General features: G+C 43.2%; 14 protein-coding genes. 5 read left to right on the forward strand and 9 right to left on the reverse strand.

The annotated features are described in order from the left end of the window. The first annotated feature begins 373 nt into the window (after positions 1–373). From MSMAS_RS04220 to MSMAS_RS04230, 3 genes are all read left to right on the forward strand, one after another. Entirely contained in the window at positions 374–1048 is a 675-nt protein-coding gene (locus MSMAS_RS04220) for a PHP domain-containing protein (RefSeq protein ID WP_048039858.1), read from the forward strand. 357 nt (positions 1049–1405) lie between these two features. Continuing rightward, complete coding sequence (locus tag MSMAS_RS04225; RefSeq protein WP_226987725.1) at positions 1406–2047, forward strand: hypothetical protein; 642 nt, start codon at positions 1406–1408, stop codon at positions 2045–2047. Between the two features lie 48 nt (positions 2048–2095). Beyond that, entirely contained in the window at positions 2096–2461 is a 366-nt protein-coding gene (locus MSMAS_RS04230; RefSeq protein ID WP_011032459.1) for a cupin domain-containing protein, read from the forward strand. 48 nt (positions 2462–2509) lie between these two features. On the opposite strand, the gene mtaA is transcribed toward MSMAS_RS04230, so the two are convergent. The 3 genes from mtaA to MSMAS_RS04245 all read right to left on the reverse strand — a co-directional run bounded on the left by mtaA (position 2510) and on the right by MSMAS_RS04245 (position 8211). Beyond that, on the reverse strand, positions 2510–3547 hold the full coding sequence (gene mtaA / locus MSMAS_RS04235) for a methylcobamide:CoM methyltransferase MtaA (RefSeq protein WP_011032458.1): 1038 nt from the start codon (positions 3545–3547) through the stop codon (positions 2510–2512). A 143-nt stretch (positions 3548–3690) separates the two neighbouring features. Beyond that, on the reverse strand, positions 3691–7119 hold the full coding sequence (locus MSMAS_RS04240; RefSeq protein ID WP_048046336.1) for a HEAT repeat domain-containing protein: 3429 nt from the start codon (positions 7117–7119) through the stop codon (positions 3691–3693). A 411-nt stretch (positions 7120–7530) separates the two neighbouring features. Further along, positions 7531–8211: a CPBP family intramembrane glutamic endopeptidase gene (locus MSMAS_RS04245; RefSeq protein ID WP_015411149.1), complete on the reverse strand. Its 681-nt coding sequence runs from the start codon at positions 8209–8211 to the stop codon at positions 7531–7533. Between MSMAS_RS04245 and MSMAS_RS19405 the strand changes: the two genes are divergently transcribed. After that, positions 8192–8359 (forward strand): hypothetical protein, encoded by a 168-nt coding sequence (locus tag MSMAS_RS19405; protein WP_015411148.1) that lies wholly within the window; start codon positions 8192–8194, stop codon positions 8357–8359. The genes MSMAS_RS04245 and MSMAS_RS19405 overlap by 20 nt on opposite strands. Before the next feature lie 114 nt (positions 8360–8473). Here the strand turns inward: MSMAS_RS19405 and MSMAS_RS04250 are convergent, their stop codons facing one another. The 6 genes from MSMAS_RS04250 to MSMAS_RS04275 form a co-directional block, all read right to left on the reverse strand. After that, a complete protein-coding gene (locus MSMAS_RS04250) occupies positions 8474–8893 on the reverse strand; it encodes a RidA family protein (RefSeq protein WP_011032455.1) in 420 nt (139 codons plus the stop codon). Between the two features lie 117 nt (positions 8894–9010). Next, entirely contained in the window at positions 9011–9484 is a 474-nt protein-coding gene (locus MSMAS_RS04255; RefSeq protein WP_011032454.1) for a VOC family protein, read from the reverse strand. Positions 9485–9537: 53 nt separating this feature from the next. Then, entirely contained in the window at positions 9538–10032 is a 495-nt protein-coding gene (locus MSMAS_RS04260; protein ID WP_175413369.1) for an SRPBCC family protein, read from the reverse strand. Between the two features lie 463 nt (positions 10033–10495). After that, positions 10496–10849 (reverse strand): carboxymuconolactone decarboxylase family protein, encoded by a 354-nt coding sequence (locus MSMAS_RS04265; RefSeq protein ID WP_011032452.1) that lies wholly within the window; start codon positions 10847–10849, stop codon positions 10496–10498. 363 nt (positions 10850–11212) lie between these two features. Beyond that, positions 11213–12982 carry a chloride channel protein gene (locus MSMAS_RS04270; RefSeq protein ID WP_048046337.1) on the reverse strand — a complete coding sequence of 590 codons (1770 nt, stop codon included), beginning with the start codon at positions 12980–12982 and terminating at the stop codon, positions 11213–11215. 280 nt (positions 12983–13262) lie between these two features. Beyond that, positions 13263–13832 carry a flavodoxin family protein gene (locus MSMAS_RS04275; RefSeq protein WP_048036470.1) on the reverse strand — a complete coding sequence of 190 codons (570 nt, stop codon included), beginning with the start codon at positions 13830–13832 and terminating at the stop codon, positions 13263–13265. 343 nt (positions 13833–14175) lie between these two features. Between MSMAS_RS04275 and pta the strand changes: the two genes are divergently transcribed. Then, complete coding sequence (pta, locus tag MSMAS_RS04280; RefSeq protein ID WP_011032449.1) at positions 14176–15177, forward strand: phosphate acetyltransferase; 1002 nt, start codon at positions 14176–14178, stop codon at positions 15175–15177. The last annotated feature ends 89 nt before the right edge of the window (positions 15178–15266 follow it).

Raw genomic sequence — 15266 nt, forward strand, 5'->3', positions numbered from 1 at the left:
TAAAATAAGTGTGCCCGTTCGTGATTCCTCCTTTTGCCTCTTATCTGATTTTTGCTTAAATCTTAATTTATTCGTATTCAATCGAAATGCTTTTATTTTATCCTGCCGTCACTATAAAATGCGGGAAGATTTCTCTTTCTGGAGGTAGCGCCTCTTTTCTTTAAAGTGTGAACCCGGTATCCTGAAATCCTGCCGCAGTTAGTTGACTTTTTTCAAACTATTTTTTTCAAAGTATTTTTTTCATACTATTTTCCTATTATTTTACCACTTTTTTCCTGTTCTATTATAAGCAGGAGATTTTACATACGTCTGGTTTCTTTTTTCTTTTCCCCTTCAAAATTTATATAAATTCTACTTGCAATTTTATATTATCATGAAATTCGATCTTCACGTACATTCCGAGCATTCAAAGGATAGCAATTCAAGCCACAGGGACATTATTGAGGTTGCCCGCAGACGGGGGCTCGACGGGTTTGCTATCTGTGACCACGACACTGTGGAAGGCGGCCTCGCCTGCGCGGAAAAAGCCCTTGAACTCGGCCTTGAAATTACAGTACTCCCTGGGGTGGAAGTGAGTTCTTCAAAAGGGCATATTCTGGTTCTGGGAGTAAAGGAAAATATCGAGCCCCTGCTTAGCCCGGAAGAAACAATCCTGAAGGCAAGGAAACTTGGCGGCACAGTTATTATCCCCCACCCATTCAAACGCAGTTCCCACGGGATAGGAAGTTTCGAAGGGCTTGATATTGATGCGGTTGAGGTCTTCAATTCTCGCTGTCTTTTTAACTCGGCCAACAGGAAAGCCCTGGAAGAAGCAAAAAGGCTCGGAATACCCGGAGTGGCCGGGAGTGATTCCCATATTCCCGAGATGGTGGGGCAGGCATATACTGAAATCGACGCTGAAGAGAATACGGTTGAAGCAGTACTGAAGGCTATCAGGGAAGGGAAAGTCGCCCCTGCAGGGAAAAACACTCCAACTTCAATTATCCTTGAACAGATGTCAGGAAGCGCAAAAAGGAAAATAAAGAGAAAGTTATTCGGAAAATCTTAAAAAACGACTGGAACTATTAATTTTTTAGATAGTATTAACTGTTCTAATATTGCTTGATTTTCCTTTATTTTTACCCTTATCTGTTTTTTCTAGATTTTTCTGGATTTTTCTGGATTTTTTCCGATTTTTCGGATTTATTTTTCGGACTTTTTATCCGGATCTATTTTCTTGATTTGTTTTCTTGAAGTCCAGATTATTCAGTTCCTTTTCATGACTATAAATTTATACAATGCTTTTTATATATTACTCAGGGATTAATCTTCTGTAACCTCTGATTTAAAAATCATTTTTTCCGAAACCGGGAATGCCTGGCTGCTGAAAATGAGCCAGGGTACTGGGGGCTCAGTATTGGAAGGCATGGCTGCTGGAAAATGTATAGGCATATTGTCCCGAATTGAGGCTAAGGCTCTTGACAGATTCTGGAAGGATACTTCTGCAGGCAAATATCCGATAATTGACCTTGAAGGTAATATGGGTTATTCGCTTTCTGACCAGGAAGGCCTTCTGTTTGTCAGGAACGATTTTACATCTTCGGCTTACGAAGAATGCGAATTTGTCTTCGGAAACATATTCCTGCCGGACACTGTCCAGGAACTCTTTTCCGGAGATAAAGTGCTGTTTTTAATGGTATACAGGAAAGAAACCCGGAGTCTTTTATTAGCCGAGCTTGAAGCAGACATCAGGTGCATGCTTGACCTGCCTCATGGGCTTTACTACTTTTTTGCGCTTGTTCTTGACGCAGGAGCCAGAAACCTTCCTGATTCCAGAATTTTTGCAATTGGCCTTCCCTGTAAAGAAAACATGAACCGTCCGGAGCGCGAGAAATTCTATCTCAAACATCCGGCTGACATCCTGGAATTCGTAGACCCTGCCCCTTTAGAAATTAAACGCGGGGGGCCTTTCTACCTTAATATGATTTTAGTAAGTGCCGAGAAAATCCCTGAATGCTCCCTTATTTTTTCCGAATTATGGCAAGAAGAACCCTCGCCTCCCCTTTGAAAAAAATAGTAAAAATAAATATATAGTTGCCAGCCCCAGTAATTTTGAATGCAGCTAAAAACCGAATATGGAAAGATAGATCCCTATATTACAAAAGACGGTTCAATAATCCGTGAACTCATGCACCCCGCAATCCACGGAAATTCCGGACAGAGCCTTGCCGAAGCTACCGTGCCTGCCGGAGGACAAACAATGCTCCACAAACATGCAGTGGCTGAGGAAATCTATCACATCACGGAAGGCTGCGGGATAATGACCCTCGGCGGGCAGGAGTTTGAAATCCGTAAAGGAGATACCGTCTGTATTCTACCCGGAACTCCGCACAGGATAATGAACACCGGTGAAAAAGAACTGAAAATTCTCTGCTGCTGTGCGCCGGCGTATTCGCATGAGGATACGGAATTGATGAAATGATCAGTGGTTTTCTTCTTTTGTCATTTTTACACCTGTCCATCGTAATTTTCAACCTTTCTCCACATACCACTCGTCCCTTGCCTCCACAAGCGCCCTTATATTAGAAAGCGGAGTCCCTGGTGCGATCCCGCATCCCGGCGCAAGAATATCCACACCTGCTGAAAGGCATTGTTTTGCTTCTGCCTTCACGGCATCCGGGGTTCCGAAAAGCAGAGTTCTTGAGGGAGAAACATTTCCGATTAACCTTGCCCTGTCGCCAATAGCCTCTTTTGCAGCTTTCAAGCTCACTTTTTCTTCTATGCTGATAGCTTCGAAACCGCATTCCGAAAGAGTTCTCAGGGAATCTCCAGCATCGCCGCAGATGTGCAGTATCACGGGACCATTTACTTTTCTGCAAAGGCGTTTGTAGAAAGGTTTTACCGAATCTTCAAGGACTGAAGGTGGCATCATTCTTGATCCCACTATTCCGCCGTCGGGCATACAGAGGGCATCTGCTCCGTGGTCGAAAAGTGTGCTTGCATACTCAATACAGAGTTCGGTGCAAGTTTCCATAAATGTATTAAAATAGTCTGGCTTTTTTAGTGCCCAGATAAGGCAGTTTTTAATTTCGGCAATGTGAGTAAAAACTGTCAGAGGACCTTCCATGCCTGCAATCAGGGGAATTTTCCTTCCTTTTTTGTTTTCAATCATATCTACCAGAATTTCAGTTGCTTTGAGGACAGCCGGGATCCTTCCTTTTTCGAGCAGGTTTTCAGGAATCCCTAGATTCTCGGGCCCTTTTGAGAAAGGGTGAGACAGAACCGAGGGCTGAATGTCTTTTGTACCCATTCTTACATCACAGCCCATGGTTTCAGCGAGAACGGTCAGGCAGTAAGGATAGTGGACAGCTTCAAAGCCTGCTATTTCGTGCCATGCAATTGCCAGTTTTGCCATCTTTTCAGGGTCTGAGTGGGCTTCCGGCCAGGCTGCTCCGGTCATGTCCATAAGCTCTACGGTTCCGGTCTGGGTAACAGAAAGGGCAGGGATCCTGTTAACAGGATTTCCGTGAAGGGCGTTAAGAAAGTTTTTCCTGAGGCTTTTTTCCATTTTTCTGGCTCCGGTACTGTTCAAATGAGTACCCTTTTCGAAGGAATACCTTTTCCAAAGAAGTACTTTTTTCAAAGGAACATTTTTAAATTGATTTTTATTTTATTCTGGTTGCATCATTCAAATCTGTTCTCTTTTTGTAGTTACTGCAAATCCGGAAAAACTCTGGTTTTTGATAGTTCCTCCATTTCAATTTCCTCCAGGATTTCAAAAGCAAGGTTTGCTGCAAGTTCATTTTCCGAATCAAGTAAATTCTGCATCTGCTCTTTGTCTTCCTTTGTACAGATCTTCATAAGAGCTCCGGCAGCTTCTGCTTTTACAAAGCGGTTCTGGTCGTAAAGTGTATTTATAAGAGGCTCTATGGCTTTTTTCGGTTTTATCCTGCCAAGAGCTTTTGCAGCAGCCAGCCGTGTGAAATCGTCCTTATCTTCAAGAGCAAGAATAAGAGGAGCAGCTGCACTTTCAGCTTTAATCCTGCCAAGAGCCTCAGCAGCTCCCCATTTTCCTTCATTGTTTTCATCAAGGAGTGCGCTAACAAGAGGCTCCACGGCTTTTCCGGAATGTATTTTCCCGAGAGCGCGCGCGGCTTCACCCTTAACAAAACCAATAGTATCGGAAAGCATTGTATCTATCAGGGGCTCAATCGCTTTTTCGGACCCCGTCTGCCCGAGGGCTTCGGCTGCAAAGCGCCTTACAACAGGGTCATGGGATTTGAGAGCACTGACCAGGCGGGGGACGGCTTTTTCGGAACCGAGGCATGTCAGTATTCCGGCAAGGAGCCTCCTTACTTCATCGTCTTCGTCGTCAAGAGCATTAATCAGGGACTTGAAGGCTCTTTCAGGCATGTTTTTTGATATATTTTCCAGAGACCTTGCTGCTTCTCTCCTTACAAGTTTATCTTTATCCTCAAAGGCACTATCAAGGGAATCGAAGACTTTATCCGACATCTGGTTCCGGTTTCCGTCCGGGTTCATCTGTCCAAGGGCTCTAGCCGCCCCCTGCCTTACAAACTGGTTTTCTGACATAAGTGCCTGGCTGAGCAGCTCAAGGACTCTTTCGGACTCGAGCTGGCCGATAGCCTTTGCTGCTTCTTTCCGTACAAAGCGGTTTTCATCCCCCAGCACAAAAAGAAGCGGGTAGATTGCTTCTCTGAATCTTATCATTCCCAGTGCTTTTGCAGCTTCCAGGCGGACGAAATGGCTTTTGTCGTTGAGCATTCTTACCAGTGCATCGGCAGCCGTTCCTGAATCTGCTATTTCGGGTACTATCTCGCCCAGAGCTTCTGCAGCCGCCTTTCTCACGAATTCATCTTCATCCGAAAGTGCGGAAATAAGGTGCTCGAGTGCTTTATCCGAACACGCCGTTCCAATAGCCTTTGCTGCTTCCCTTCTGACGTAATGGCTTTTATCCTCCAGTATATCCGTGAATCTCTCAGAAACTCTGTCCGATTTTATTTTTCCAAGAGCTTTTGCAGCTATCCACCTGACAAATTCATCTTCGTCCTGAAGGGCAACAAGGAACGGTTCAACGGCTCTTTCAGACCCCATCTGCCCAAGAGCTTCTGCAGCCCCGAGCCTTACGAGCTTATTCTCTTCCTGAAACGCTTTTATAAGTGGGTCTGCCGCTTCCCGCGGGTTTGCTCGGCTAAGAGCTCCTATAGCTCCAAAGCGAACGAAATCATCCTTGGATCCGAGTGCAAGAACGAGAACTTCCAGCGCCTTCTTTGACCCAATCTTCACCAGTGCGTCCGTAGCCTCCAGGCGGACAGCCCGGTTCCTGTCTCCGAGAGCATCTGTAAGTACTTCCACTACTTTTTCGGACCCTATCAAGCTAAGAGCCTTTACGGCTTCTATTCTCACGGAATAATCCTCATCTCCAAGTGCAGCCGTCAGAGGGGCAAGCGCTGTCCTGGATTTCGTTTCTCCAAGAATTCTTACAGCCTCTCTTTTTATGCCTGTATCCCTATTTTCAAGTACTTTTGAACTGGCTTCAATTCCACAGGCACCAAGGCTTCCCAGGCTGTGAATTGTCCTTATTTTTTCCACTGTATATCTACTGTCAAGCCTGGAGGCAAGTGTTAAGCATAATTTCTTTTTTGTTTCAGGGCTTGCTTTTCCTGCACATTTTGAGGCAAGGTCTAAATTCCCACAGGAGATCATGGAATTTACCAGTTCATCCCCTGATTCGACCATCTCAGATGTAAATATAACCGTATTTTTCCACTCCGGGTGCAGGTATGCTTCTGAAATATCCTTTCCTTCATCAAGGAATGTTTTCAGTTTTAAAGCCGCAAAAAATTCCTGAAAAGACCTGTCTATTCCGAACCTTACCTCTGAACGGGTTCTCGACAGCAGGCCAAGTTCAAAACAGGTTCTGAGAAGCCTTCTGGCTTCTGCTTTTTTTGCTTCTGCCTTTTTAATTATTATTTCTTCGCCGGTGCTTATTTCTTCACTCTCTCTTTTAACAGGCGTTTCTCTTTTGACAGGCATGCCGTGCCTGGCATATTTTTCTGCCAGTTCAAGGGCATAACCGTACCTGCATGAAATCTCTTTCCTGCGCTGGATTTTAAATGCCAGGTCCATTAGAAAATTTTCCAGCTCTTTTCTCCATACATCCGCTCCTTCCGTTTTTATACTCCCGGGGTGAGTATTTCCAGAGCCATAGGAGTCTGCTTTTATCCGATAATTCATGAAAAGTTCTGAAACGAAATCAATGTAAAGTTCTGCCCGGCTGGAAGGAATAGAGTCAGAATCAAAAGGAACAGGCTCCCTGTCAGACCTTTTCTTTCCCGCGTTCTCCATTTGAGCGATTGAAATCCTTATCCAGAGCTGGAGCAAAAAGGGGTTACGGAGAAAAGGATGTGAATTAATCTTATTCAGGACCCTGGCTTTCAAAAGTTTAGCCTGCCTCTTATTGGGGACGTAATTATCTATAAAAAGCCCTGTTTTTTCATCTGATAATTTTTCAAGTTCGCAGACCGCAAATGTGCTTTTTATATTCCCCAAAGGTCCGTGCCTTGAAGCAATAATGTACCTGCAGTCTTCATGATCCGAAATAAAGTCAGAAATTTCTTTAAAAGGGGAAAAATAATCTGAAGGCGAAAGCATGTCCAGCCCGTCCAGAAGCAGTACGGCTTTGCCCTGGAGTAATTTCCTGAAATCGGTCCCTGATATCCCCTTTTCCTTCGCTTCTGATTTCAGGTAGTTATAAAATGAGCCTTTAGTATAGGAATCAAGAGTCACATAAAGAGGGAAGTATTCCTCTTTTTCCTCAAGGCAGGTTCGGGAAAAAATAAAATTAAGCCATTTAAGCGTGAATGTTTTTCCCGAACCTGCCTCTCCGCAAATTAGAAGGTTTTTTTCTTTTTCTACAAGCTGTGAAATCCTGAATTCGTGCACCAGATAGAGTTTTTCTTCGAAAAGCCGGCGTGTGATTGTCAACGTCTCCCTGGCAGACAGTTCAACATAAAAATCGCATATTTTATTTCTGTTTTCTACCGTCTCTTTTTCCAGTATCGTGTTTTTCAGGTAATTTTCCAGCTCCTCATTTACCTTTATTCCAGTCTCAGGCATAAGAATCCCAGCATTTTCATAAAGATTCTATCATTTTCTTAAAGAGTTTATCATTTTCTTAAAGAATTTATCATTTTCTTAAAGAATTTATCATTTTCTTAAAGAATTCATCATTTGTAGAAGACCGATGAAATCCCCTGCTACTTCTCCACCGAGCAGCCGATAAATCTCGATTACATGCTCAGGGAGGACGATACCATCAAAATCCTAAGGTTTCATTTTTCTTCTCCTTTGAGCACTTCGCGGTAAAGCCCATTATTATAAGAGACAGAAACAACCACGAGTTTACTTTTCATTCTGATACACTCCCTATGCTGTTAAGATTCTGCAGAATTTTTCCAGGCTTGGTTTTTACTCTATGTTTTTATAAACATTATGTTATAAAATAGCTATTTATTTTCCCTGCTAATGTTAGTATGGCAGCCTTATGTTTTGCCCGGAATATCTGAACCTGGCTAATGTCCTGGGACCCCACAGGAACGTCACTACCGCAGCTAAAATTGCAGTGATCACTCCGGTAATAACCGGGTCATAATGTGAACCATAATTTGGAAACAGAAACTCGCTGACATTCATCATGTCGTGAAAGAGAACTGCTGCAAATACACTTTTTCCAGTATTGTTATAGAGCCAGAAAATAATGATTCGAAGTGCTACTGTAGAGATAAATTGTCCTGCAGTCCATGTCGCAGTATGGTGAGTTTGAAAATGCCATCCCGCAAGATGCCACATCCCCCATATCGACCCCATGAGAATTCCAGCTCCTGATGCACCCCAGCGATGCTGCATGGGGTCAGCTGCATATCCCATCCAGCCTGCTTCTTCAAATACAGCAGCAATAAAGAACATGACAAAAAACAGAGGAATCGCCAGAACAGGAATGTGAGGCTCGGGAAGCGGCTTTCCCATAAAACGCATTACCAGATAAGATAGCAGCATAATGGCTGGCATCAACAAAAAGATAGGCAGGTACCAGATCTTTGGATTTATTTTTCTATAATTGAGAGTCTTTTTCAATAGCTCCTTTATTCCTTCAAATTTGCTTTCTTTATAAACAAGTATCGAAGCTGCTATGAGCGGGCAAACTAACATAAAAGAACTCACAGGAAGATTTATCGGGAGAGGCAGTGGCCTTCCGCCAAACAACAGAAACGGAATTGAAAGAGCGAAAATTAATACAAAGAAGGTTAAAGGAGACTTCTCCGATGATACATCGCTGCTCATGTCCTGTGACCCCTGATGTTTATTTCTCCCATGTCGAAAATGGTTTTTTCTGCTCTTTTTTTCTGCTCTTCAGATATGTCTAAACATCTTTGAGGAGAGTTTTTCCCGGCCTTCGTAGTGGGGATAGCACTCATTGAGGAACAACAGCAATTGCATCCATCTCTACCAGAAAATCAGGGTTTGCCAATCCTGACACGAACATAGCGGTTATGACCGGTGGGTCAGGTCTTCTGCCCCAGAATTTCTGGAACGCTTCAAAACCTGGCTGGAGAGGTTGCCCCTGGACTACGTATAAGTTCCATTTGACTACATGCTCCAGTTCAGCGCCTCCAGCTTTCAGCGCTGCTTGCAAATTGGCTAAAACCTGCTCAGTCTGCTTTTTGATGTCCCCTTTTCCAACAATTGTCCCGGAAGCATCTACTGCGTCCTGACCTCCAATGTAAATCGTTTTCACCTGACCGGTTACTGCAACTACGTTTGTGAATGCCGGGTTTTTGTGCAGATCGTCAGGATTTATATAAGAAACCTGCCCTTTAGTTGAATCTATCATCGTTGAAAATCCCCCAATTACATATGTTTTACCTTACAGAGAAAATAACAAACGGTTTGCTGTTTTGCAGAAATGTCCTTTAAGAAAGCTGCTGGACAATATCCACAAACGTCCGGTTCATTGTCCCTTATGTGCCTGCTTTAGCTTTTCTATGTCAATTTTATCCATCTGAAGCATTGCTTCCATAACTCTTCTGGATTTTTCAGTATCAGGGTCACTCAACAGTTCTCCCAGAACAGTGGGAACTATTTGCCACGAAATGCCGTATCTATCTTTAACCCATGCAGGACCCTGTTTTTCTCCGTCCAGAGAGAGTTTCTCCCACAACTCATCTATTTCTTCCTGAGTCTCGCAGTTGACAAAAAACGATATGGCTGGTGAGAAAGTAAATTCTGGGCCGCCGTTTAACGCAATGAATTCCTGTCCTTCAAGCTGGAATGTCATGGACATCACAGCTCCTTTCGGCCCGGGCCCTGCTTCTCCATAGCGCACAGTGCTTAATATTTTTGAATTCTTAAAAATGGAAATATAGAAGTTAACCGCTTCCTCAGCCTGGCTGTCGAACCATAAAAATGGGGTGATTTTTTGCATGTATTTTTCTCCGGACTTATTATTTTAAACAGTTTTTTCTTTCAATGGAAGTTTTATTTTTTCATTTTTTCCAGCAACTCATCAAGACGTTCATAAGAATCATTGATACCTTCTTCCATACCTGACTGAAGCATACCATCGCGGTCTTCAATCGTCTGGAAGACAGAATGAGATGTTAATTTTGTCCTGTCACCTGGCAACGCTTCAAATCTCGCTGTGTCAAGGATGACATGCCCTTTTTCCGGAAGCCCTTCAAATTCAAAGGTACTGATTATTCTTTCCGGTTCTGTAACATCGTGGTTTACCCCGTGAAATGCATACTCATTTCCTTCCGGGTCTTTCTGGATATACTGCCATGAACCGCCGTTTTTCGGTTCAAATATCTTAAGAGCCGTTGTGAACCCTCTGGGTCCAATCCATTGTGTATAAAGATCCGGGTCTGTAAATGCTTTAAAAACAAGCTCTCGCGGAGCATCAAATTCCCGTGTGATAATAATCTCCTGCTTTCCAGGTTCTGCAGTAATCCTGGTAGGATTATTTTTTGCCATTTCCCCATACCCCTTCAATGAGCTAATCCGTAGTTTGAAAACAGAAAGTATGAAGCCTTTTTTCCCATCAGTGCTTCATTCACCTTTCCCATGTAACTATAAATCGCGTCCTACAAAAAGGCTACCGTATTAAATGGAGGTATTTCTAAACCGTTTGGCAAAGTGTATGTTCAGGTCTATAGTAAGTGTATGCTCAGGTCTACAATTGAACTGATACAGAGCGCATTTTTGTTTTTATATTCACAGGAACTTATAACAAATTTCCTCACCGGTAGCCAGACTGATTATTTAAAAACCGAGGTTCAAAAAGTAGTTTTTGATTTTTGGGACTGATCCCTTATCATTGAAAGCAGACTCAGCCAAAAAAGTAATTAAAAAAGGAAGTTACAGTTTTTCTATTTTTTTCCTGGCATGAAAGTACTTCCAGATACTTTCATTTTTTGTGCCTGTTATTCCAAGAATTTCATGCCTGTTTTTTGTAAAAATCCAGTGCATTCAATGCAAATCGAGAATAAGCAGCAGGGCCCCCTCCCATTTCGAGGGCCACATCTATAGTCTCATATATCTCTTTATCTGATGCACCTGTTAAACAGGCCTGTTGGACATGCCATTCTATACAGGGCTCACATTTGGTAACAATAGAAATAGACAGGGCCATGAGTTCCTTATGTTTCCGTGAAAGGCTGCCAGCTTCAAATGCTTTCTTTTCTAACTCCAGAAATGAGTTATAAGTACTGCAATTTTCTAAAAATCGGGAATGATATTGTTTTCTATCATTCATACTTTGATTCATTTTATCTTTGACGAATGCATCCATGCGATCACATCCTGATCTACAGTATTAATCAAACATTTACTTGATTATTTCTTCTCAGAATCTAACATTTACTTGATTATTTCTTCTCAGGCTTAAAAACGGGATTAATTCTAAGTAATTCAGTTCTAATGCAAGCAAAGTTTTCAAAAATGATTTTTATAATCCGAAATCGATTTATAACTTCAATCCGGCATTTAGAGGAAAAACTAAGGGTTATGGGGGGCTCATTAATAAAAAGAGCTCATTAATAAAAAGCCTGGAATAAATCAATTTTTTAATGAATCGAGTATGATTAGAATATCTCTTGTGTGAGGGACTTTTTGTTCACCACTTTCAAATGCCTGTATTTTACGGGTGAAGCAATTATTCCGTATCCCTAACTTTTTCTATCACTTTCTTGTTGTATGAGTTTACGACGTCGCTCCGGGTAATGAGACCCAGGAGTTTTGTCTTTTCCTCGTGGTCCACGACAGGAAGCCTGCCTATCTGCTTTGATCCAAGGCGTCTGAGAACGGCTTCAAGGGTTTCGTCGGGATAGGCTACTTCTACGGTGCGGGTAGCGATGTCCCCTATTTTCTTGTCAACTTCTCCATACTTTACTTTGCTGCGGAGGTCTGAAAGTGTTACTATCCCTGAAAGTTTGCCTTTTGAATCCAGCACCGGAAAACCGGCATGACGGCTCGCCTGCATGAGGGCGATAAGGGTCCCCACATTTTTTTCTTCCGAGACGGTCTGGACATGTGTGACCATTGCATCTTTCACAAGCATGGAGTCCATAATATCTACTTCCCTGCCTTTCCGAATCTTGAACCCTTTCCTGCGGAGCCCTTCCGTGAAAATCGACTCAGGGTACAGGGCATTTGACATCACGTTGCTCAGGACGCAGGAAAACATAAGTGGAAGAATGAGGCTGTAGTCTCTGGTCATCTCAAAAAGGATCAGGATAGCGGTAAGTGGCGCCCTCGCAGTTCCGGCAAAGACAGCCCCCATCCCTATCATGGCATAGGCTCCCGGCTCTGCTATCGTCCCCGGAAAGAGGAGATTTGCAGCTGTCCCGAAGGCTCCTCCAAGCATTGCGCCTGTGAAAAGAGAGGGTACAATTGTTCCTCCTGAACCTCCCGATCCCAGGCTCAGGGAGAATGCGAGTATTTTCAGGAAGAGAAGGATTAACAGGAGGTTAAAGGCAAGCTGGCTGTTCAGGGCATCCATGATAACGTTATATCCCATCCCGAGAACTCTGGGATAAAATAGGCCGAGTGCGCCCACCGCAAGACCGCCAAGGGCAGGCTTGAAGACGGGGTGGACAGGGATTTCCGAAAAAAGGTCTTTCATATAATAAAGAGCCTGGATAAGGATAGTTGAGATCACTCCTGCAAGGAGCCCGAGGATAAGGCAGAGCCCGACCTCTTTATAGGGGCTGACCAGCTGGTAGGAAGAGATCTCTATGGGTTTTATCCCGAAAAGAGTGCTTGAGACAAGGGTTGCAAAGACAGATGAAATTACTATCGGAATAAAGGTTTTTGTTTCAAGTTCCCCGTAAATCACTTCCACCACGAAGACCACGCCTGCAAGCGGAGCGCTGAAAGCAGCTGCAATCCCTCCGGCAGCCCCGCACCCGAGAAGGACCTGGAGCTGTCTTTCCGGGCTTTTCAGGATTTTCCCGACAAAAGAGCCTGTCCCTGCTCCTGCAAGTACACCCGGAGCCTCCTTTCCGAGAGCGCCTCCGGAGCTGATAGTAATTATTGAAGTGAATACTTCCAGAAAAACATCAGTGAGCTTTATTCTTGCTCCTCTGAGGGTTACGGTTTCTATAAGACCTTCTACACCGTACCTCTTTTTTATCAGGAAGTGAGAGATCGCCCCCACCACCAGCCCTCCGAGGGCGGGCATGAAGATTACGTAGTAATGCGGGAATTCGTGTAAAGAGAACCCCTGCTGCATCCCAAAAAGAGTATTGCTGTACTGGAGAGCGCGGTCATAAACTCCTATAACGAGCCCTGTCAGGAGTCCTATTAAAATGGCAATTGAATTGACCCTGGTAGCTTCTGTATCAAACCTGCTGATGTACTCGATTAGCCTGGGGTATTCTTTTATTCTGTGGATACCGAATCTGGACTCTGGCTTAACTTCCAAATGTTCGCGCCTCTCAGGAGTTTTTTACGCTTCAACTCTTTTTTTGAAAAAAGTAAATCCTCAGGGCTCTGAATAACTCTTAATATTAATCTGCCTGAATTTCTTTTTCTGCCCAGAAGATTTCAAGCATTTATTTAAATGTATCTCTCTAAAATATATATCTATGTTTCAGGGTCCAGTCCAATTTCTGAGAGACTCATTTTCCTTTTATTTCTACTCTAGCCTGTTTAATTTACACTAACTTCTCTGGTCAATAAAAGCTGTTAGTTAAGCCTGTTGCTTATTTCTTTTTATGAACCAGCTCCAGGACATCGCACAGCTTTTTTGCAGTTTCGAAAACGGTCTGCATTCCTACGGAGTCTTCTTCTGAAGGGTTCCAGGTTATTCCACCGAAGTGTGCATTGTCTCCAACCACTATCATCCCATGGATATGCATCCAGTCATGAATGGACTGTATAGTTTTTTCCTGTCCTCCGTTTCTTGAGCCTCCGACTGAAAGAGCTGCTCCAACTTTGTTTTTAAGTGCAAAGTCTTTACGGCGGAGCAGTACACTCCTGTCAAAAAGGGCTTTGAGCTGGGCAGGGTAATTTCCCATATATACGGGAGCTGCAACAATTACACCATCTGCTGCCCTCATTTTCTCATAAATTTCTTCCATACTGTCATCGATCACACAGCAGTCTTTTTCTCTGCAAGCCCCGCAAGCTTTGCACGGAGCGACCTCAGAGCAGGAGAGGAAAACGGTGTCTGTTTCAAATCCTCTTTCTTTTGCTACTTCAAGAGCGCTTGCAATCATTTTCTCGCAGTTCTGGCCCTTTCTCGGGCTTCCTGAAATTCCCAATATTTTCATTCGTTTCATTCCGGAATTCTTTTATATCTATTTATCATTTATATTCATAACAAATCTTTCAAATATTAATGACAGATCTTTCAGACATCTGTAACAGATCTTTCAAATATTAATGACAGATCTTTCAGACATCTGTAACAGATCTTTCAAGTTATAAAAAATTTCAGCAGAGATTGCCTTCGGTCTTCATATACTTTAGGATAAATATTTTAATATAGATATATACACGGGCTCTTAAAATATATATTTTTGATTTTTATATATCCCTCTATGCTTTTTACGTAAATTTATATATCAAGAGCCAGCTAAGTTAATTACTCTAATTATATAGGAGGTTGGTTGATTGGTAACATTTTTAGAAAAAATCAGTGAGAGAGCAAAGAAACTCAACAAAACAATCGCTTTACCTGAAACTGAAGATATAAGAACCCTCCAGGCAGCTGCCAAGATCCTTGAAAGAGGTATTGCAAAAGTTGTCCTTGTCGGTGATGAAGCCGATATTAAGGCACTTGCAGGCGATCTGGATCTCTCAAAAGCCAGAATTGTAAATCCCAAGACCTATGAGAGAAAGGATGAATACATTAACGCTTTCTACGAATTGAGAAAGCACAAAGGCGTCACACTCGAAGGTGCAGCTGAAATAATGAGCGATTACGTTTACTTTGCTGTCATGATGGCAAAACTCGGAGAAGTAGACGGAGTAGTATCAGGAGCTGCCCACTCTTCTTCGGACACCCTGAGACCTGCTGTCCAGATAGTTAAGACTGCTCCAGGCGCAGCTCTTGCATCTGCTTTCTTCATTATTGCCGTACCTGACTGTGAATACGGGTCCGATGGGACATTCCTCTTTGCTGACTCGGGAATGGTCGAAATGCCAAGTGTAGAAGATGTTGCAAATATTGCGGTCATTTCTGCAAAGACATTTGAACTGCTGGTACAGGACACTCCATATGTTGCAATGCTTTCTTACTCCACCAAAGGAAGCGCACACAGCAAACTGACCGAGGCAACAGTCGCTGCCACAAAGCTTGCACAGGAACTTGCTCCTGATGTTGCAATAGACGGTGAACTGCAGGTAGATGCAGCAATTGTTCCCAAAGTTGCAGCTTCAAAAGCCCCAGGAAGCCCTGTTGCAGGAAAAGCCAATGTCTTTATCTTCCCTGACCTGAATGCTGGAAACATTGCATACAAGATTGCTCAGAGACTTGCCAAAGCCGAGGCCTACGGACCTATTACCCAGGGGCTGGCAAAGCCAATTAACGACCTGTCCAGAGGTTGCAGTGACGAAGACATTGTCGGTGCTGTTGCAATTACCTGTGTGCAGGCGGCGGCGCAGGATAAATAATATTAGATGTTAAAACAGCGTTTTATTAACTTTCATATATAGTAACATTTATCCGGAAACTCTAAATGTAATTGAAAGTAATGGATTGA

Origin of the sequence: Methanosarcina mazei S-6, from assembly GCF_000970205.1 — an archaeon.
Taxonomy (GTDB): domain Archaea; phylum Halobacteriota; class Methanosarcinia; order Methanosarcinales; family Methanosarcinaceae; genus Methanosarcina; species Methanosarcina mazei.